The following is a 19,384-nucleotide window of genomic DNA, read 5'->3' on the forward strand; positions in this document are numbered from 1 at the left end:
ATTAGAATCTAAAGTGAGCGAATGCACGGTTAGCTTCAGCCATACGGTGCATATCTTCTTTACGCTTATAAGCACCACCCTGTTCGTTGAAAGCGTCAATAATCTCAGCTGCCAGTTTATCTGCCATTGATTTACCACCGCGTTTACGAGCGAAAAGAATCAAGTTTTTCATTGAGATTGACTCTTTACGATCAGGACGAATTTCAGTAGGAACCTGGAAAGTAGCGCCACCTACACGACGAGACTTTACTTCAATCTGCGGAGTTACATTATCCAAAGCTTTCTTCCAGATTTCCAAAGCTGATTTTTCTTCATTAGGAAGTTTTGTTTTCACTGTTTCCAGTGCTGCATAGAAGATCTCATAAGATGTATTCTTTTTTCCATCATACATCAAGTGATTTACGAATTTAGAAACCTTCTGATCATTAAATACCGGATCCGGAAGGATCACACGTTTTTTTGGTTTTGCTTTTCTCATTTTTTTCTCAAAATAATGTTTTTGTTTGGGGCTGCACTTTTTCCGTTTACTTCAACGCTTCCTCTGAAGCATTTACTCAACCTTTATAGCTTATTCCAACAAACCAAAACTTAAATTAATATTCTTTGTTTCAGGAATTCAGTTACAATTTACTTCTTTCCTTTTCCTTTTGCAGGAGCTGCAGCTTGTCCTGCTTTAGGACGCTTCGCACCATATTTAGAACGTCTTTGTGTACGACCAGCTACGCCTGCTGTATCCAAAGTACCACGAACGATGTGATAACGTACACCCGGAAGGTCTTTCACACGACCACCACGAACCAACACGATTGAGTGTTCCTGCAAGTTATGACCTTCTCCCGGAATATAAGAGTTTACTTCCTTAGAGTTAGTCAGACGCACACGAGCAACTTTACGCATTGCTGAATTCGGCTTTTTCGGAGTAGTAGTATACACACGAACACAAACGCCACGTCTTTGAGGACATGAATCCAGTGCCGGAGATTTACTCTTCTCAACCAAAACCTCTCTTCCTTTTCTTACTAATTGTTGAATAGTAGGCATTTTGTTTGATTTTTAATTATTATATATTGTTTATTAATTTGCTGTACTAAGTCCAAAACTATACATTTTGGGCTGCAAAGTTACGAATAACATTTTAATAAACAATACTTTCTACTAATAAAAATAGTCTGTTTCTCAAAAAAGTTTTTGAAAAACAGACTACTATGTTATTTTTGCTACAAAAGCCCTTATGCTTCCCCTTTAAATCCGCTTATAGGAGGAATGAATGTTTTTCCATCCGGTCCATTATTTCCCCCATTCATTTCTTCCGGCATTCGAATAGGTCCAAAATTACGTTCGTATTTTGCAACATTCTCCTGTAATGCATACATCAAACGTTTTGCATGTTCAGGAGTCAGTACAATACGTGACTGCACTCCAGCTTTAGGTAATCCCGGCATTACACGCACAAAATCAACAATAAATTCCGAACTGGAATGGGTAATAATGGCAAGATTTGCATACGTTCCTTGAGCTACTTCTTCTTTCAACTCTATCTGCAACTGATTGTTATTTTTTTCGTTTTCCATGATTTTATACTTTAGCATTAAAAAAATATTCTGAATTTCAAGGTCCCCAACTTCTATTCTTTGGTTGGAGTACAAATATAGACATTTATTTGTAATAATACAACATACTGATTATTCTATATAATTTTCCTATAGCATTTACTATAAACCTAAAGAGGCTGATTTCTTAAACAGAAATCAGCCTCTTTTACAGTGTATGTATTAAAAATTACTCTACCTCACTATAATCGAGTACATTCTTACGATTAGCAAGAATGCGATCATATTCTTCCTTCGAACCAACAATAATCTTTTCGAATTCACGCTGACCGGTACCGGCAGGAATCAAGTGACCACAAATCACATTCTCCTTCATACCCTCCAATCTATCAACCTTACCATTGATGGCAGCCTCATTCAAAACTTTCGTTGTTTCCTGGAATGATGCAGCAGACATGAAACTTGAAGTTCCCAAAGCGGCACGGGTAATACCTTGCAGAATCTGAGTAGATGTAGCAGGAATAGCATCACGTACCTCAACAGGCTTCAAATCACGACGTTTCAACATACTGTTCTCATCACGCAACTTACGGGCAGTAACAATCTGACCCGGCTGCAAATTCTGAGAATCACCAGAGTCAACAACTACTTTCTTGCCCCAAATACGATCGTTTTCTTCCATGAACTCTTGCTTATCCACTACCTGCTGTTCCAAGAAGCGAGTATCGCCCGGCTCATCGATTTCTACCTTACGCATCATTTGACGAACAATAATCTCAAAGTGTTTGTCGTTAATCTTCACACCCTGCAAACGGTAAACGTCTTGCACTTCATTTACGATATATTCCTGTACAGCCGTGGGACCTTTAATGGCCAAAATGTCAGCAGGAGTAATCGCACCGTCAGATAACGGAGTTCCGGCACGAACGTAGTCATTCTCCTGAACCAATATTTGTTTAGACAGATTCACCAAATACTTTTTCACTTCACCTGTCTTAGATGTGACAATAATTTCACGGTTACCACGCTTAATCTTACCCATAGTAATTTCACCGTCTATTTCAGAAACGACAGCAGGATTAGATGGGTTACGAGCCTCAAACAGTTCTGTAACACGAGGAAGACCACCGGTGATATCACCAGCCTTGCCTACAGCACGAGGAATCTTCACAATAATGTCACCAGCTTTCACTGCCTGACCGTTTTCAACCACAACATGCCCCCCCACGGGTAAGTTATAAGTACGGATCAAATTACCATCCTCGGTTACAATATGGGCAGAAGGTACTTTTGTCTTGTCCTTAGACTCGATAATGATAATTTCACGCAAACCGGTAGCTTCATCAGACTCTACCTTATAAGTTACGTTTTCAACCACACTCTCGAATTCAATCTTACCAGTAGCCTCTGTAATAATAACAGCGTTGAACGGATCCCACTTAGCAATCAGTTTTCCTTTCTCAACAATATCACCGTCCGCAGCATATAATTTTGAACCATAAGGCACATTATGAGTTGACAGGATAATCCCTGTATTCACATCGATAAAGCGGACTTCAGCCAAACGACCGACTACCACTTTCACAGCCTCACCCATTTCATCAACCGTATCTACCGTACGCAATTCTTCGAATTCCAAACGTGCATTATTCTTGGCCACAATGCTTGCATTAGCAGCCATATTACCTGCGATACCACCGGCATGGAATGTACGCAATGTCAACTGTGTACCCGGCTCACCAATAGATTGGGCAGCGATTACGCCGACTGCTTCACCTTTCTGAACCATACGACTGGATGCCAAGTTACGTCCATAACACTTAGCACATACCCCTTTCTTAGATTCACAAGTTAATACCGAACGGATTTCAACGCTTTCAATCGGAGAATCCTCGATTTCCTGCGCAATATCCTCTGTAATCTCCTCTCCACCGGCTACAATCAGTTTACCAGTAGTAGGATGGACGATATCATGTACAGAAACACGTCCTAGAATACGTTCGTACAAAGTAGCAATAACTTCATCGTTATTCTTCAAAGCCGTACAAACCAAACCACGAAGTGTTCCACAGTCTTCTTCATTGATAATCACATCATGCGACACGTCTACCAGACGGCGGGTCAAGTATCCCGCATCAGCAGTCTTCAACGCTGTATCCGCCAAACCTTTACGAGCACCGTGGGTAGAAATAAAATACTCTAACACAGACAAACCTTCTTTAAAGTTTGAAAGAATAGGGTTTTCAATAATCTGTGCGCCTTCAGCACCGGCTTTCTGCGGTTTTGCCATCAAACCACGCATACCAGACAACTGACGAATCTGCTCTTTAGAACCACGGGCCCCGGAATCAAGCATCATAAATACTGAATTGAAGCCTTGGTCATCATTCTTAATCGTCTTGTAAAGTATATCAGACAGGTCACTGTTCACGTGAGTCCATGTATCGATAACCTGGTTATAACGTTCATTGTCAGTAATGAAACCCATATTATAGTTCATCATAATCTGTTCCACTTCCTCATTACCACGTTTTACCAGTTCTTCTTTTTCTTTCGGGATAATAATATCACCCAAGTTGAATGACAGACCACCCTTGAACGCCATATAGTAACCTAAGTTCTTAATACCATCCAAGAATTCACAAGCACGTGCAACACCGACAGCTTTGATAACATCACTAATGATATCTCGCAAAGACTTTTTGGAAATAATGGTATTCAAGTACCCCACTTCCGCTGGAACGATTTCATTTACAATCACACGCCCTACGGAGGTTTCTTTCATCATCACATCTACGATTTTGCCATCTTTGTCCAAGTCCTTCACCACTACGTTGACGATAGCATGAATATCCACTTTACCTTCATTATAAGCAATCAAAGCCTCTTCCGGACCGTAGAAAGTCAAGCCTTCACCTTTAGCCCCTTTTCTCAGCTTGGTAATATAATACAAACCAAGTACCATATCCTGTGCAGGCACAGTAATAGGAGCACCATTAGCAGGATTCAGAATGTTATGAGCTTGAAGCATCAACATCTGTGCTTCCAGAATCGCATCATTACTCAAAGGCAAGTGAACCGCCATCTGGTCACCATCGAAGTCGGCATTGAACGCTGTACAAGCCAACGGGTGCAACTGAATAGCTTTACCTTCAATCATATGCGGTTGGAAAGCCTGAATACCCAAACGGTGCAGAGTCGGCGCACGGTTCAGCAATACAGGATGACCTTTCATGACATGTTCCAAGATATCCCAGATCACAGGCTCCTTGCGGTCTACAATCTTCTTTGCAGATTTTACAGTCTTCACAATACCACGTTCAATCAACTTACGGATGATAAACGGCTTGTAAAGCTCTGCAGCCATCAGTTTAGGAATACCACATTCACCCATCTTCAATTCAGGACCAACAACGATAACCGAACGAGCAGAGTAGTCAACACGCTTACCCAGCAAGTTCTGACGGAAACGTCCTTGCTTACCCTTCAAGCTATCGGACAGTGATTTCAATGGACGATTAGCGTCAGTCTTCACTGCACTTGATTTACGTGAGTTATCGAACAAGGAATCGACAGCCTCCTGCAACATACGTTTTTCGTTACGCAAAATCACTTCGGGAGCCTTGATTTCAATCAGTCGCTTCAAACGGTTGTTACGGATAATCACACGACGATACAAGTCATTCAAGTCAGAGGTAGCGAAACGGCCACCATCCAACGGAACCAATGGACGCAGTTCAGGAGGAATAACCGGCACAATACGTACAATCATCCATTCAGGTTTATTACGTCCGCGAGATGCACGGAACGATTCAACTACCTGCAGACGCTTCAAAGCCTCGTTCTTACGTTGCTGCGAAGAATCATTACTTGCTTTATGACGTAATTCATAAGATAAAGCATCCAAATCCAAAGTTGAGAGCAGATCATAAATGGCTTCTGCTCCCATCTTAGCTATAAACTTATTCGGATCTGTATCTTCCAAATATTGGTTTTCTTTAGGAAGTGTATCCAAGATATCCAAATACTCTTCTTCAGAAAGCAAATCATATTTATTAATGCCATCTTCAGCCTTCACACCCGGCTGGATAACCACATAACGTTCATAATATACAATAGCGTCTAGTTTCTTTGTAGGCAGCCCCAACAAATAACCGATCTTGTTCGGCAATGAACGAAAATACCAGATATGCGCTACAGGCACAACTAACTGAATATGTCCCATACGTTCACGACGGACCTTCTTTTCAGTCACTTCAACGCCACATCGGTCACAAACAATACCTTTATAACGGATACGTTTGTACTTACCGCAATGACATTCGTAATCTTTCACCGGACCGAAAATACGCTCGCAGAACAAACCATCACGTTCCGGTTTGTAGGTACGGTAGTTGATCGTTTCAGGCTTCAACACCTCACCGCTCGAATTCTCAAGGATTTCTTCGGGTGAAGCCAAGCCAATTGAGATTTTCGAGAAATTACTCTTTATCTTAGTTTCTTTTCTAAAAGCCATACTTCCTTATTTATAATGTAAAGAGTTATATTTTTTTATTATTCAAGGTTGATACTCAAGCCAAGACCTCTCAGTTCGTGTAACAATACATTCAGAGATTCGGGGATACCCGGAGTTGGCATAGGTTCACCTTTCACAATAGCTTCGTAAGCCTTTGAGCGTCCTACAACGTCATCAGACTTAATGGTCAGGATTTCCTGTAAGATATGTGCTGCGCCGAATGCTTCAAGCGCCCAAACTTCCATTTCTCCGAAACGCTGACCACCGAACTGTGCCTTACCACCAAGCGGCTGCTGAGTAATAAGGGAGTACGGACCGATAGAACGGGCATGCATCTTATCTTCAACCATGTGCCCTAGTTTCAACATATAAGTTACACCCACTGTTGCAGGTTGGTCAAAGCGTTCGCCTGTACCACCATCACAAAGATAAGTCTTACAATAACGAGGCAATCCAGCTTTATCTGTCCATTCATTTAAATCATCCATAGAAGCACCATCAAAAATAGGAGTAGCAAATTTCACACCCAACTCTTTTCCGGCACGACCTAATACGGCTTCGAAAATCTGACCAATATTCATACGAGAAGGCACACCCAACGGATTCAATACGATATCTACTGGAGTACCATCTGCTAAGAACGGCATATCTTCCTGACGAACCACACGAGAAACAATACCCTTGTTACCGTGACGTCCCGCCATCTTATCACCTACACCAATCTTACGCTTCTTGGCAATATAAACCTTAGCCATCTGAATAATGCCCGCAGGAAGTTCATCACCGATAGTGATAGCAAACTTCTTACGCTTTAATTCAGCATCCAATTCTTTATATTTCTTCAAATAATTCATCACCAAGTCACGAATCATGTCATTCTTATGAGCATCAGCTGTCCACTTGCTCAACTGGATAATAGTATAATCCAATGATTCCAAATCGCGTTTGGTGAACTTCGCCCCCTTGGCAATAACTTCCGTTCCCAAATAATCTTTCACTCCTTGGGAAACCTTACCATTAGTCAAGACCAATAGTTTCTCAATCAAGATATCTTTCAGTTTTGCTGCCTTTTCCTCGAATTCATCATTCAGTTTAGGCAGAATAGCCTTATCGGCATTCTTCTCACTTCTGCTCTTGATAACACGTGAGAACAACTTCTTGTCAATAACGACACCACGTAATGACGGAGAAGCTTTCAATGAAGCATCCTTCACATCACCTGCCTTATCACCGAAAATAGCACGAAGCAATTTTTCTTCCGGAGAAGGATCTGATTCACCTTTCGGAGTAATCTTACCAATCAGGATATCACCCGGTTCGATACGTGCACCTACACGTACAATACCGTTTTCATCCAAATCTTTAGTAGCTTCTTCACTCACGTTAGGAATATCAGAAGTTAATTCTTCCATACCGCGTTTCGTTTCGCGGACCTCCAAAATATATTCATCAACGTGTACAGAAGTCAGCAAGTCCTCACGTACAACGCGTTCATTCAATACAATAGCATCCTCGTAGTTATAACCTTTCCAAGGCATATAAGCCACCAACAGATTTTTACCCAATGCAAGCTCACCACCCTGAGTTGAATATCCTTCAGTCAGGATATCACCCTTCTTCACACGCTGTCCTTTATCACAAGTAGGACGGAGGTCAATGGTCATGCTCTGATTAGTCTTACGGAATTTAGGAATTCTGTATTCCTTCAAAGCAGGTTCAAAGCTTACAAATTCTTCATCTTCATTTCTGTCATACAAGATACGAATAGTTGTTGCATCGACATATTCTACAACACCATCACCCTCTGCTGCAATCTGAGTACGAGAGTCTTCAACCAACTGTTTTTCAATACCTGTACCTACAATAGGAGCCTCTGTACGCAACAAAGGAACTGCCTGGCGCATCATGTTTGATCCCATCAATGCACGGTTAGCATCGTCATGTTCCAAGAACGGAATCAAAGAAGCAGCGATAGAAGCAATCTGCTGTGGAGAAACATCCATCAACTCTACCTGGTCAGGAGTAACAACAGGATAATCAGCATCACGACGAGCTTTTACTTTCTCACGAACAAATTTGCCTTCATCATCCAATGGAGCATTACCCTGAGCGATTATCTTATCCTCTTCCTCTTCGGCTGTCAGATATTCAATACCTTCATCAGATATATCCACCTTACCATCAGCTACTTTACGATAAGGAGTTGAAATAAAGCCAAGCTCATTAATCTTAGCATACACACACAAAGAAGAAATCAAACCGATATTCGGACCTTCAGGAGTTTCAATCGGACACAAACGACCATAATGAGTATAGTGTACGTCACGAACCTCAAAACCAGCACGTTCACGTGACAGACCACCAGGTCCTAACGCTGACAAACGACGCTTGTGAGTGATTTCAGCCAATGGATTAGTTTGATCCATGAACTGCGACAAAGCATTTGTTCCAAAGAATGAATTGATAACAGAAGAAATAGTCTTCGCATTAATCAAATCAATCGGAGTAAACACTTCATTGTCACGCACATTCATACGCTCACGGATGGTACGAGACATACGTGCCAGACCAATCGCAAATTGATTGGACAACTGTTCTCCTACAGTACGTACACGACGGTTACTCAAGTGGTCAATATCATCAACATCCGCTTTAGAGTTAATCAGCTCAATCAGATACTTAATGATTTCAATAATATCTTGTTTTGTCAATACCTTCACATCCATGTCCGTAGTCAGTCCCAACTTTTTGTTGATTCTGTAACGTCCTACCTCGCCAAGGTCATATCTTTTTTCAGAGAAGAACAGGTTATTGATAACCTCACGAGCACTGGCATCATCAGCCGGATCTGCATTACGCAACTGACGGTAAATGTAAAGTACAGCCTCTTTTTCAGAGTTGCTCGGGTCTTTCTGAAGGGTATTAAATATAATAGAGTAGTCGGATGAATTCGCTTCTTCCTTGTGAACAAGGATATTCTGAACGCCTGAGTCTATAATTTCATCGATATGATCCTCTTCAATCACAGTTTCACGGTCGATAATAACCTCATTACGTTCAATAGAAACAACTTCACCTGTGTCTTCATCTACGAAATCTTCTGTCCATGTTTTTAAAACACGAGCAGCGAGTTTTCTTCCTACGACTTTCTTCAAGTTAGTCTTATTAACCTTAACGTCTTCAGCCAAATTGAAGATTTCGAGGATATCTTTATCATTTTCAAAACCTACAGCTCTTAACAGAGTAGTAACAGGCAATTTCTTTTTACGGTCGATATACGCATACATTACATTGTTAATATCTGTAGCGAATTCGATCCATGAACCTTTGAATGGAATAATACGGGCAGAGTACAATTTAGTACCGTTAGCATGCACGCTCTGACCAAAGAACACGCCCGGAGAACGGTGCAACTGAGAAACAACTACACGCTCAGCACCATTAATAACAAAAGTTCCTTTCGGAGTCATATACGGAATAGGACCCAGATAAACATCCTGAATAACCGTATCGAAATCTTCATGATCAGGATCAGTACAATACAACTTCAGTTTTGCTTTCAAAGGCACGCTGTATGTGAGCCCGCGCTCCAAACACTCGTCTATTGAATAGTGAGGCGGATCAATGTAATAGTCCAAGAATTCAAGGACAAAGTTATTACGAGTGTCAGCAATAGGGAAGTTTTCAGCGAACACCTTATACAGCCCGTCATTCTTACGCTTTTCGGGCGGGGTATCCAACTGTAAAAAGTCTTGGAATGACTTCAATTGCACTTCCAAGAAATCCGGATACTTCATCGGATTCTTGATGGAAGCAAAATTAACTCTTTGATTTTCAGTATTTGAAGACATTTGTTAATATTTTGTAGAACTTAATAATAATATAGACACAAAAAGGTTAAGAATCCTCTACCAGAGGATTCCTAACCGTATTACCTGATACTCAGGCTAATATTATTTAAGCTCAACTTCAGCTCCAGCTTCTTCCAAAGTTTTCTTCAGTGATTCAGCTTCGTCTTTAGCCAAGCCTTCTTTTACTGTGCTAGGAGCACCGTCTACCATGTCTTTAGCTTCTTTCAAGCCAAGACCACATGCTTCTTTAACGGCTTTAACAACCTGCAATTTTGCAGCACCAGCGCTCTTCAAAACTACATCAAAAGATGTTTTTTCTTCAGCAGCAGCTGCACCAGCAGCAGGACCAGCAGCAACAGCTACAGCTGCAGCAGCAGGTTCAATACCGTATTCTTCTTTAAGGATAGTTGCAAGTTCATTAACTTCTTTTACTGTCAAGTTAACTAATTGTTCTGCAAAAGCTTTCAAATCTGCCATTTTTGTATGATTTTAATTGTTTGTTACTAATTGATTATAAAATTGATTATTCGGCACGTTCGCCCAGAGTCTTAAGAACTCCATGAATGGTGTTACCACCTGATTGAAGAGCAGAAATAACATTTTTCGCCGGTGATTGCAGCAATGCAATAATATCAGCAATAACTTCATTCTTACTCTTAATGTTGCAAAGAGCATCCAGTTGATTAGCACCTACATAGAAACCTTCTTCAGCATAAGCTGCTTTCAATGCAGGAATTTCCTCTTTGTATTCTTTCAACAACTTTGCAGGAGCGTTAGCTACTTCGCTAAACATTACTGAAGTTGTACCTTTTAAAGAATCGAACAACGGAGAGAAATCAACACCTTCCATGCTCATCAGAGCTTTGTGAAGCAAAGAATTCTTCACAACAACCAGCTTAATACCTGCTTTGAAACATTTTCTTCTCAGTTCACTTGTCTTAGCTGCATCCATAGCAGTTGTGTCAACCAAATAGAAATGTCCGTATTGCTTAACGGTTTCAGCCAACTGACCAATAATAACGCCTTTATCTTCCTTTCTCATGATTCCTCCTTATTGTTAGTTTTCTTCTACAGTTTTGGGATCAATCTTGATACCCTTACTCATAGTACTTGAAAGATAAATACTCTTAATATAAGTACCCTTAGCTGAACTTGGTTTCAATTTAATGATAGTAGCGATAAATTCTTTCGCATTATCACGAATCTGATCTGCAGTGAAAGAAACCTTGCCAATTGAAGTATGAACGATACCGCTCTTATCAACCTTAAAGTCAATCTTACCTTGCTTAACTTCCTTAACAGCCTTAGCTACATCCATAGTTACAGTACCACTCTTCGGATTCGGCATTAATCCACGAGGACCAAGAACACGACCCAAAGCACCGATCTTACCCATGATAGACGGCATTGTAATGATTACATCAATATCAGTCCATCCACCTTTGATCTTTTCAATATATTCATCAAGACCAACATAGTCAGCACCAGCTTCTTTTGCAGCAGCTTCAGCATCAGGTGTACACAGAACCAAAACACGCACTTGCTTACCTGTTCCGTGAGGCAATGAAACTACACCACGAACCATCTGGTTAGCTTTACGAGGGTCTACACCTAAACGTACGTCAATATCTAATGAAGCATCAAACTTAGAAAAAGTAATATCTTTAACTAACTGTGCAGCTTCTTTCAGTGAGTATGCTTTCCCTGCTTCAATTTTTTCTGCAGCCAACTTTTGATTTTTTGTCAGTTTACCCATTATAATTGAAGTTTATTAGTTATTACCCGGGAATTCCCCTTTTACAGCGATACCCATACTTCTAGCTGTACCAGCTACCATAGTCATAGCAGACTCGATAGTGAAGCAGTTCAAGTCAACCATTTTGTCCTGAGCAATCGTACGAACTTGTTCCCAAGTAATTTCGGCAACCTTCTTACGGTTAGGCTCAGCAGAACCACTCTTAATCTTAGCCAATTCAAGCAATTGAATAGCTACGGGAGGAGTCTTGATAACAAAATCAAAAGACTTATCTGCGTAGTAGGTAATGATTACAGGTAAAATCTTACCTGCTTTGTCCTGGGTTCTGGCATTGAATTGCTTGCAAAATTCCATGATATTAATACCCTTAGAACCCAAAGCAGGTCCAACGGGAGGTGATGGATTTGCAGCGCCTCCTTTAATCTGTAATTTGATTAGTCCAGCAACTTCTTTAGCCATTTTGTTTCTAATTTTTATATATTAATTATAGCGAAAGTCCAATGCACGTAACAGAATGCATTATTCTTTCTCGACATCCATAAAGCCAAGTTCCAGCGGAGTTTTACGTCCGAAGATCTTAACCATAACCTTCAACTTCCGTTTTTCGGTATTCACCTCTTCAATGAGACCACTGAAGCCACTGAACGGTCCAACGGTAACTTTCACTGTTTCTCCTACGGTATAAGGTACATTAAGTTCCTCACCACCTTCCTGAAGTTCATCCACCGTACCAAGTATACGATTCACTTCCGATTGTCTCAAAGGAACCGGATTTTCGGAACCTCCCAAGAAACCGATTACATTCGGGGTGTTTCTCAAATGATGAGCAACCTCACCGACCAAAGCGGCCTCGACTAAAACGTATCCGGGAAGATAACTTCTTTCTTTCACAATTTTCTTACCATTGCGAACCTGATACACTTTCTCGGTAGGAATCAACACCTGAGACACATACTCGCTAAGATCACTGTTCTTAATGTCAGCATCAAGATACTCCTTAACCTTGCTTTCTTTTCCACTAACAGCACGTAATACGTACCACTTTTTTTCAATCTCAGACATTTTATTCAATTAATTAGTGCGGATAGATAATATCCTCCATTACAAACTGGAAGGCTGAATCCATAAGAAAAACAACTAGCGCAATGAGTAGGGAAGCATATAAAACAACCACTGCGCTACTAGAAAGTTCTTTACGAGTAGGCCATGATACTTTATGGACTAATTCGTCATAAGATTCTTTACAATAATTTGCTACTTTCTGAAACATATTCTTTCAAGTTTAGCACGGGAGGAGAGGCTCGAACTCCCGACACCCGGTTTTGGAGACCGGTGCTCTACCAACTGAGCTACTCCCGTAAAAATCAGTTCCCGGTGTCTTACGACCGAGAACTGATCATATTAATTATCTAGTGATTAGTCAAGAAGTTCTGTAATCTGACCTGCACCTACAGTACGTCCACCTTCACGAATAGCAAAACGCAAGCCTACATTCAATGCAACCGGGTAGATCAACTCAACTGTAATAGTTACGTTATCACCAGGCATTACCATTTCAGTTCCTTCCGGCAAAGTGATTTCACCTGTACAGTCCATAGTACGCAAGTAGAACTGAGGACGATACTTGTTATGGAACGGAGTATGACGACCACCTTCTTCTTTCTTCAAGATATAAACCTCAGCTTTGAACTTAGAGTGAGCCTTAACCTGACCCGGCTTACACAAAATCATACCACGTTTGATTTCGTTTTTGTCGATACCACGCAACAACAAACCAACATTATCACCAGCTTCACCTTGATCCAATAATTTACGGAACATTTCAACGCCAGTAACAACTGATTTCTTATCTTCACCCAAACCAAGAATTTCAACTTCGTCACCTACATGGATAATACCAGCTTCGATACGACCTGTAGCAACAGTACCACGACCAGTGATAGAGAACACGTCTTCAACAGGCATCAAGAAAGGTTTATCAATATCACGCGGAGGCAATGGAATCCAAGTATCAACTGCATCCATCAACTCCATTACTTTATCTTCCCATTGAGGAACACCATTCAAAGCACCTAATGCAGAACCACGAATAATAGGAGTATTATCGCCATCGAAATCATAGAATGAAAGCAATTCACGCATTTCCATTTCTACCAATTCCAACATTTCTTCATCATCAACCATATCACACTTGTTCAAGAAAACAACCAAACGAGGTACGTTTACCTGACGAGCCAACAGGATGTGTTCACGAGTCTGAGGCATCGGACCATCAGTTGCAGCACAAACAATAATTGCACCATCCATCTGAGCAGCACCTGTAACCATGTTTTTTACATAGTCGGCGTGACCCGGACAGTCAACGTGAGCATAGTGACGATTTGCAGTTTGATATTCTACGTGAGAAGTATTGATAGTAATACCTCTTTCTTTTTCTTCAGGAGCGTTGTCGATAGAATCGAAAGAACGCAATTCTGAAAGACCTTTTTTAGCCAACACAGTAGTGATAGCAGCAGTCAAAGTGGTTTTACCGTGGTCAACGTGACCGATAGTACCAATGTTAACGTGCGGTTTCGAACGTTCAAATTTCTCTTTAGCCATAGCTTTACTTGTTATTTATTTGATTAATAATCAGCAATTACGTTATCAAAGAGCTGTTAACGAGACTTGAACTCGTGACCTCTTCCTTACCAAGGAAGTGCTCTACCACTGAGCTATAACAGCAAGAAAAAAAGAGCGGAAGACGGGGCTCAAACCCGCGACCCTCAGCTTGGAAGGCTAATGCTCTATCAACTGAGCTACTTCCGCAAAAAACCAAAGACCTTTCAAGTCTTAAGAATGTGGGCAAAGATGGATTCGAACCACCGAAGTCGAAAGACAGCAGATTTACAGTCTGCCCCATTTGGCCACTCTGGTATTTGCCCAACTTACTTTCAAAGAACAACAGCTTCTCAGCATCTTTTCTTGAGCCTCTTGTCGGATTCGAACCAACGACCCCGAGATTACAAATCACGTGCTCTGGCCAACTGAGCTAAAGAGGCTTGTCATATCTAACTTCGCAACCATTCCGCCTTGAATGGTTAAGCGGCTGCAAAGTTAGATATTTATTTTAAATCTCAAAAACTTTCGGTGTTTTTTTTTATTTACCGCGTAGTTTTTCTTTATATTTTGTCAATTGCTTAGAAAGCGCATCTACGCATACATCAACCGACTCTTCAAATGTATCACTCACCTTTTCTGCAAAAAATTCACCATTAGGCACCAGCACTTTTATACTAACCTCCTTATTCATCGCAGTTTCAGGCTTTACAACTTTTAATGACACCTCCACTTTATTTATATCGTCACAATACTTTTCTAACTTAGCAGTTTTCTTCTGAATAAAATCCTGAAGTTTTTCTGTTGCATCGAAATGAATGGCTTGAATTCTAACTTCCATAAATACCTCCTTTTTTACGCTCTTGGATGAGCTTGTTCATAAACTTTTTTAAGTTCCTCAAAAGTCGTATGCGTATAAATTTCCGTTGTAGTCAGACTACTATGGCCCAGTAATTCCTTCACTGCGCCCAACTCTGCCTCATTATTCAACATAGCAGTTGCAAAAGTATGTCTCAACACATGCGGACTTCTTTTTTTTAACGACACCACTTTTGACAGGTTCCGTTTCACTAAAAGATACACCTTTCCAGGATACATCCGTTTTCCGTTTTTTAGGACGAAAAACGCCTCTGCCTTTCCAGGCAACACTTCATTTCTTATTTTCAGATAAACAGACATCGCCCTTCGCAATTCTTCTCCAAAAGGAATTAAACGCTGTTTATTTCTCTTTCCCGTTACTTTTATCAGAAACGCAGAAAAATCGACATCCACATCATTCAGCCCTATCAACTCGGAAAGCCGCATGCCTGTAGCATAAAACATTTCCAACACCATTCTATCCCGACAACCTGTAAAATCCTCCTTAAAAGGAACATCATCCAAGAGTCGGTCCATTTCACGTTCTTTCAGAAATACAGGAAGAGGTTTCTTATTTTTCGGTCCAATGATTTTCAACATCGGATCCTCCTCTATCACACCTTTCTTTAGAAGGAAACGATAAAACGACCGGAGTGAACTCAGTTTTCGGTTTACAGAAGCAGATGTATATCCATTCTCCATCAGGTTCATCACCCAACCACGAACCAAATCAGCATCTACCGTTGTAAAATCGACTTTCTCGTCTTTCCCCTTGAAGTATTCTTCGAACTTGGTCAAATCTATTCCATAACTAACTATTGTTTTTTCAGAATAGTTTTTTTCAAATCGAAGATAATCCAAAAAAGAGTCTGTCATCATAAGAAACGTCGCTTATCAATTCAGCAACGAATATATGAAAAAGAATTCAATTATTCAAAGAATGTGCGAGTTTTTAATTATTCTTCTACTTGCTGAAGTTTCTGAACATAGATAGCACGTTCTCTTTTCAGCCTGTTCAATACAGACGGCTTGTCGAACTGCTGTCTAGCTCTTAGTTCTTTTACAACACCTGTTTTCTCAAATTTTCTTTTGAACTTCTTCAGCGCTTTTTCAATGTTTTCGCCTTCTTTTACTGGTACTACAATCATTGTTTTTAATTATTAAATATGTTGTTATTAATATTTTCCGATAGTCAAATTGCGGCGCAAAATTACACATACTTTCTTTATTTACAAAACTTTCCGCAATTATTTATTTAAAATAATCTAGAAATCGTATCTTTGCTTTCTAGTACAAACCATTATAAACCTATTAAAATGAAATCGGAAATTATAAATAGAATAGCTAGTCTGCGCAATTTCATGCGTAAACACAAGCTTTCAGCCTTTATTATTCCCAGTACGGATCCCCATTCGGGAGAGTATATCCCCAAACATTGGGAAGCACGTAAATGGATATCAGGTTTCACAGGTTCGGCAGGTACGGTTGTCGTAACACTGGATAAAGCCGGACTTTGGACAGATTCACGCTATTTTCTTCAAGCGGCCGAACAATTGGAAAACACAGGTATTACTTTATTCAAGGAACGATTACCGGAAACTCCTTCCATTGTAGAGTGGTTGGGCTGTGTATTGAATGCAGAAGACAATGTGGGTATAGACGGCTGGGTGAACAGCTATCAAGAAACAAGCAACTTACAGAAAGAATTAGAAAAAAAACAGATACACTTAACCCTTGCTCCCGATCCATTCAATGAATTATGGACAGATCGGCCTGCATTGCCCGATAACAAAGTGTTTATACATGAATTGAAATATGCCGGTCTCAGTTGCAAGGATAAAATCACTCAAATACGAGAAGCAATCCGTCGTAACAGTTGCACAGGCATTTTAATTTCCGCACTGGATGAAGTGGCATGGACCCTAAACTTACGGGGAAGTGACGTACACTGCAATCCGGTATTTGTAAGTTACCTTCTCATCACGGAATATAGTTCTACCTTATATATAATAGAGAATAAACTGTCAGATGAAGTAAAAGACTATCTAACAGAAAACGAAATTAAAGTAAGGCCTTATTCAACAATTGAAAAAGATTTAAAAGATTTTACCGGCAAGCTCCTGTTGTCAGCTAATATCAATGCCGCTGTCCATGCAGCAGCCTGCGCCCATTCCTTAATAGAAATAGCTCCTTCGCCTGTACTTTTTTTAAAAGCGATAAAGAATGAGACAGAAATAGAAGGCTTCCATCGCGCAATGAAACGCGACGGAGTAGCCATGGTTAAATTTCTCCGCTGGCTGAAAGCAGCTGTTTCTACTGGAAATGAAACCGAAATAAGTATAGATAAGAAATTATACGAATTCCGCGCCGGACAACCCCACTTCAATGGTATCAGTTTTGACACCATTGCCGGATATAAAGCTCATGGCGCTATTGTTCACTATGAAGCAACCCCCGAAACCGATATTCCCTTAAAACCTGAAGGCATGCTGCTGCTGGACAGTGGAGCACAATATTTGGACGGAACAACTGATATTACTCGTACTATCGTTTTAGGAGCACTCACGAAAGAAGAAAAAACAGATTACACATTAGTCTTAAAAGGATTTATCCAACTCTCAATGGCTCAATTTCCACATGGAACTTGCGGAACACAACTAGATGCGCTGGCTCGCCTCCCTATGTGGAAAGCCGGAATCAATTACCTGCATGGAACAGGCCACGGTGTAGGTTGTTTTCTGAATGTACACGAAGGTCCTCACCAATTCCGCATGAACCACATGCCGGCCTTACTTGTTCCAGGCATGACAGTAACCAACGAGCCCGGTATATATAAAACCGGACGCCATGGAGTACGTACGGAAAATACCATGTTAATTGTTCCGTCACAAGAGACAGAATTCGGCACTTACTATAAATTCGAGCCACTTACCCTCTGCCCTATTGACAAAGAAGCCATCCTGACAGATATGCTGAGCGATGAAGAAATAACATGGTTCAACCAATATCATGAAAAAGTTTACAATTGTTTGAATCCGGAATTGAACAACGAGGAACGCGAGTGGTTAAAAGAAGTAACATCTCCTTTAAAACGGTAGAAATTAATTATGGCACTTATAAAATCAGTGAGAGGATTCACTCCAAAAATCGGCGAGAACTGTTATTTAGCCGATAATGCCACTATTATTGGCGATGTTGTAATTGGAAAAGATTGCAGCATTTGGTTTAACGCCGTATTACGCGGCGATGTTAATGCTATCCGCATAGGTAACCGCGTAAATATCCAGGACGGCAGTGTAGTACATACATTATATCAAAAATCAGTTGTCGAAATCGGGAATGATGTTTCTGTAGGACATAATGTAACCATACATGGTGCGACTATAAAAGACGGCGCTCTAATTGGAATGGGCTCTACCATACTAGACCATGCGGTCGTAGGTGAAGGAGCTATTGTAGCTGCCGGAGCGCTGGTACTCAGTAACACCGTCATCGAACCTGGAAGCCTATGGGCAGGAGTTCCAGCCAAATTTATCAAAAAGATTCCCGAGGCACAAAGCAAAGAACTCAATCAGAAAATAGCCAATGGATATTTAATGTATGCTTCCTGGTTTAAGGAGGAAGAAAAATAATTCTACATATAAAGAAAAGTTAGTATTCATTTAAAATGAGTGATTATGAAAAAAATTATTATTGCCGCATGCATGGCACTTTTAGGTTGTGGTTCTGTTTTTGCACAACAAGGGAAACAAGCTATTGGTGGAAATCTAAGTTATGGAACTGAAATAGAGAGCGTTGGTATTGGTCTGAAATATCAATATAATATTACTGATCAAATCAGAATAGAGCCGTCTATGAATTACTTCTTTAAAAATGATGGACTTAGCATGTTTGACATCAACGCAAATATCCACTACCTTTTTCCCATAGCAAGCAATATTAGTCTATATCCATTAGCAGGATTTACATACACTAACTGGCATTTGGATTTAGGGAAAGCAGGCGATTACGATGTCAGTGGAAGTGATGGAAAATTTGGAGTTAATTTAGGAGCAGGTATGGAGTTTGACTTAGACAAAAACTGGAGTTTAAACTTTGATATTAAATACCAATTAATCAGCGACCTAGACCAAGCCGTATTCAATCTTGGCGTAGCCTATAATTTCTAGTTAATAGCCAAAGAAGGATAAAGTTGTTTTTAAATGCACCTTTATCCTTCTCCACCTTACAAAGAACATACCTGCTCTACCTATTT

General features: G+C 40.4%; 18 protein-coding genes and 5 tRNA genes. 3 read left to right on the top strand and 20 right to left on the bottom strand.

All coding sequences use genetic code 11. The annotated features are described in order from the left end of the window. Position 1 precedes the first annotated feature (1 nt). The 20 genes from rpsG to rpsU all read right to left on the bottom strand — a co-directional run bounded on the left by rpsG (position 2) and on the right by rpsU (position 16,277). Positions 2 to 478, bottom strand: a complete 477-nt coding sequence (gene rpsG, locus RE317_RS06315; protein WP_005844842.1) for a 30S ribosomal protein S7 — start codon at positions 476 to 478, stop codon at positions 2 to 4. Positions 479 to 627: 149 nt separating this feature from the next. After that, positions 628 to 1,041, bottom strand: coding sequence for a 30S ribosomal protein S12 (gene rpsL, locus RE317_RS06320; protein WP_005844840.1), 414 nt, complete (start codon positions 1,039 to 1,041; stop codon positions 628 to 630). A 188-nt stretch (positions 1,042 to 1,229) separates the two neighbouring features. Beyond that, positions 1,230 to 1,571, bottom strand: a complete 342-nt coding sequence (locus RE317_RS06325; RefSeq protein WP_005844838.1) for a DUF3467 domain-containing protein — start codon at positions 1,569 to 1,571, stop codon at positions 1,230 to 1,232. Positions 1,572 to 1,779: 208 nt separating this feature from the next. Next, positions 1,780 to 6,066: a DNA-directed RNA polymerase subunit beta' gene (rpoC, locus tag RE317_RS06330; protein ID WP_005844836.1), complete on the bottom strand. Its 4,287-nt coding sequence runs from the start codon at positions 6,064 to 6,066 to the stop codon at positions 1,780 to 1,782. A 38-nt stretch (positions 6,067 to 6,104) separates the two neighbouring features. After that, positions 6,105 to 9,917 carry a DNA-directed RNA polymerase subunit beta gene (rpoB, locus tag RE317_RS06335; protein ID WP_005844834.1) on the bottom strand — a complete coding sequence of 1,271 codons (3,813 nt, stop codon included), beginning with the start codon at positions 9,915 to 9,917 and terminating at the stop codon, positions 6,105 to 6,107. A 102-nt stretch (positions 9,918 to 10,019) separates the two neighbouring features. Then, a complete protein-coding gene (rplL, locus tag RE317_RS06340; RefSeq protein WP_005844832.1) occupies positions 10,020 to 10,394 on the bottom strand; it encodes a 50S ribosomal protein L7/L12 in 375 nt (124 codons plus the stop codon). 46 nt (positions 10,395 to 10,440) lie between these two features. After that, complete coding sequence (gene rplJ, locus RE317_RS06345) at positions 10,441 to 10,959, bottom strand: 50S ribosomal protein L10 (protein WP_005844830.1); 519 nt, start codon at positions 10,957 to 10,959, stop codon at positions 10,441 to 10,443. Positions 10,960 to 10,974: 15 nt separating this feature from the next. Beyond that, positions 10,975 to 11,673 (bottom strand): 50S ribosomal protein L1, encoded by a 699-nt coding sequence (gene rplA / locus RE317_RS06350; RefSeq protein WP_005844828.1) that lies wholly within the window; start codon positions 11,671 to 11,673, stop codon positions 10,975 to 10,977. A 15-nt stretch (positions 11,674 to 11,688) separates the two neighbouring features. Next, entirely contained in the window at positions 11,689 to 12,132 is a 444-nt protein-coding gene (gene rplK, locus RE317_RS06355) for a 50S ribosomal protein L11 (RefSeq protein ID WP_005844826.1), read from the bottom strand. Positions 12,133 to 12,192: 60 nt separating this feature from the next. Beyond that, positions 12,193 to 12,735 carry a transcription termination/antitermination protein NusG gene (nusG, locus tag RE317_RS06360; protein WP_005844824.1) on the bottom strand — a complete coding sequence of 181 codons (543 nt, stop codon included), beginning with the start codon at positions 12,733 to 12,735 and terminating at the stop codon, positions 12,193 to 12,195. Positions 12,736 to 12,748: 13 nt separating this feature from the next. Next, positions 12,749 to 12,943 (bottom strand): preprotein translocase subunit SecE, encoded by a 195-nt coding sequence (gene secE, locus RE317_RS06365; protein ID WP_005850630.1) that lies wholly within the window; start codon positions 12,941 to 12,943, stop codon positions 12,749 to 12,751. Positions 12,944 to 12,959: 16 nt separating this feature from the next. Continuing rightward, a tRNA-Trp gene (locus RE317_RS06370) sits at positions 12,960 to 13,032 on the bottom strand. Positions 13,033 to 13,089: 57 nt separating this feature from the next. After that, positions 13,090 to 14,274 carry an elongation factor Tu gene (gene tuf, locus RE317_RS06375; protein WP_005844822.1) on the bottom strand — a complete coding sequence of 395 codons (1,185 nt, stop codon included), beginning with the start codon at positions 14,272 to 14,274 and terminating at the stop codon, positions 13,090 to 13,092. 51 nt (positions 14,275 to 14,325) lie between these two features. After that, a tRNA-Thr gene (locus tag RE317_RS06380) sits at positions 14,326 to 14,397 on the bottom strand. Positions 14,398 to 14,408: 11 nt separating this feature from the next. Further along, positions 14,409 to 14,481, bottom strand: a tRNA-Gly gene (locus RE317_RS06385). A 33-nt stretch (positions 14,482 to 14,514) separates the two neighbouring features. Next, positions 14,515 to 14,597 (bottom strand) — tRNA-Tyr (locus RE317_RS06390). A 43-nt stretch (positions 14,598 to 14,640) separates the two neighbouring features. Beyond that, positions 14,641 to 14,714, bottom strand: a tRNA-Thr gene (locus RE317_RS06395). Between the two features lie 98 nt (positions 14,715 to 14,812). Beyond that, the gene (gene hpf, locus RE317_RS06400; protein ID WP_117873364.1) at positions 14,813 to 15,112 is read right to left on the bottom strand and encodes a ribosome hibernation-promoting factor, HPF/YfiA family; all 300 of its coding nucleotides are present in this window, start codon (positions 15,110 to 15,112) and stop codon (positions 14,813 to 14,815) included. Positions 15,113 to 15,126: 14 nt separating this feature from the next. After that, the gene (locus tag RE317_RS06405) at positions 15,127 to 16,008 is read right to left on the bottom strand and encodes a tyrosine-type recombinase/integrase (protein ID WP_005844819.1); all 882 of its coding nucleotides are present in this window, start codon (positions 16,006 to 16,008) and stop codon (positions 15,127 to 15,129) included. A 77-nt stretch (positions 16,009 to 16,085) separates the two neighbouring features. After that, a complete protein-coding gene (gene rpsU, locus RE317_RS06410) occupies positions 16,086 to 16,277 on the bottom strand; it encodes a 30S ribosomal protein S21 (RefSeq protein ID WP_005844817.1) in 192 nt (63 codons plus the stop codon). Between the two features lie 168 nt (positions 16,278 to 16,445). On the opposite strand from rpsU, the gene RE317_RS06415 reads away from it, so the two are divergent. From RE317_RS06415 to RE317_RS06425, 3 genes are read left to right on the top strand one after another with little or no spacing between them, the layout of a single operon-like run. Continuing rightward, complete coding sequence (locus RE317_RS06415; RefSeq protein ID WP_008666751.1) at positions 16,446 to 18,227, top strand: aminopeptidase P family protein; 1,782 nt, start codon at positions 16,446 to 16,448, stop codon at positions 18,225 to 18,227. Positions 18,228 to 18,236: 9 nt separating this feature from the next. Further along, positions 18,237 to 18,761, top strand: coding sequence for a gamma carbonic anhydrase family protein (locus RE317_RS06420; RefSeq protein ID WP_005844814.1), 525 nt, complete (start codon positions 18,237 to 18,239; stop codon positions 18,759 to 18,761). A 45-nt stretch (positions 18,762 to 18,806) separates the two neighbouring features. Next, the gene (locus tag RE317_RS06425; RefSeq protein WP_005844812.1) at positions 18,807 to 19,298 is read left to right on the top strand and encodes a porin family protein; all 492 of its coding nucleotides are present in this window, start codon (positions 18,807 to 18,809) and stop codon (positions 19,296 to 19,298) included. Positions 19,299 to 19,384: the final 86 nt, after the last annotated feature.

Source organism: Phocaeicola sp. GP0067, assembly GCF_031119655.1.
Classification (GTDB): Bacteria; Bacteroidota; Bacteroidia; order Bacteroidales; family Bacteroidaceae; genus Phocaeicola; species Phocaeicola vulgatus.

What these genes read in the sequence shown, in the direction of transcription:
- rpoC (WP_005844836.1), bottom strand. Translation starts at nt 6,066, where the DNA reads ATGGCTTTTAGAAAAGAAACTAAGATAAAGAGTAATTTCTCGAAAATC.
- rpoB (WP_005844834.1), bottom strand. Translation starts at nt 9,917, where the DNA reads ATGTCTTCAAATACTGAAAATCAAAGAGTTAATTTTGCTTCCATCAAG.
- rpsU (WP_005844817.1), bottom strand. Translation starts at nt 16,277, where the DNA reads ATGATTGTAGTACCAGTAAAAGAAGGCGAAAACATTGAAAAAGCGCTG.
- RE317_RS06425 (WP_005844812.1), top strand. Translation starts at nt 18,807, where the DNA reads ATGAAAAAAATTATTATTGCCGCATGCATGGCACTTTTAGGTTGTGGT.
- rpsL (WP_005844840.1), bottom strand. Translation starts at nt 1,041, where the DNA reads ATGCCTACTATTCAACAATTAGTAAGAAAAGGAAGAGAGGTTTTGGTT.
- secE (WP_005850630.1), bottom strand. Translation starts at nt 12,943, where the DNA reads ATGTTTCAGAAAGTAGCAAATTATTGTAAAGAATCTTATGACGAATTA.
- rpsG (WP_005844842.1), bottom strand. Translation starts at nt 478, where the DNA reads ATGAGAAAAGCAAAACCAAAAAAACGTGTGATCCTTCCGGATCCGGTA.
- RE317_RS06405 (WP_005844819.1), bottom strand. Translation starts at nt 16,008, where the DNA reads ATGATGACAGACTCTTTTTTGGATTATCTTCGATTTGAAAAAAACTAT.
- rplK (WP_005844826.1), bottom strand. Translation starts at nt 12,132, where the DNA reads ATGGCTAAAGAAGTTGCTGGACTAATCAAATTACAGATTAAAGGAGGC.
- nusG (WP_005844824.1), bottom strand. Translation starts at nt 12,735, where the DNA reads ATGTCTGAGATTGAAAAAAAGTGGTACGTATTACGTGCTGTTAGTGGA.
- rplA (WP_005844828.1), bottom strand. Translation starts at nt 11,673, where the DNA reads ATGGGTAAACTGACAAAAAATCAAAAGTTGGCTGCAGAAAAAATTGAA.
- rplJ (WP_005844830.1), bottom strand. Translation starts at nt 10,959, where the DNA reads ATGAGAAAGGAAGATAAAGGCGTTATTATTGGTCAGTTGGCTGAAACC.
- rplL (WP_005844832.1), bottom strand. Translation starts at nt 10,394, where the DNA reads ATGGCAGATTTGAAAGCTTTTGCAGAACAATTAGTTAACTTGACAGTA.
- RE317_RS06415 (WP_008666751.1), top strand. Translation starts at nt 16,446, where the DNA reads ATGAAATCGGAAATTATAAATAGAATAGCTAGTCTGCGCAATTTCATG.
- RE317_RS06420 (WP_005844814.1), top strand. Translation starts at nt 18,237, where the DNA reads ATGGCACTTATAAAATCAGTGAGAGGATTCACTCCAAAAATCGGCGAG.
- RE317_RS06325 (WP_005844838.1), bottom strand. Translation starts at nt 1,571, where the DNA reads ATGGAAAACGAAAAAAATAACAATCAGTTGCAGATAGAGTTGAAAGAA.
- hpf (WP_117873364.1), bottom strand. Translation starts at nt 15,112, where the DNA reads ATGGAAGTTAGAATTCAAGCCATTCATTTCGATGCAACAGAAAAACTT.
- tuf (WP_005844822.1), bottom strand. Translation starts at nt 14,274, where the DNA reads ATGGCTAAAGAGAAATTTGAACGTTCGAAACCGCACGTTAACATTGGT.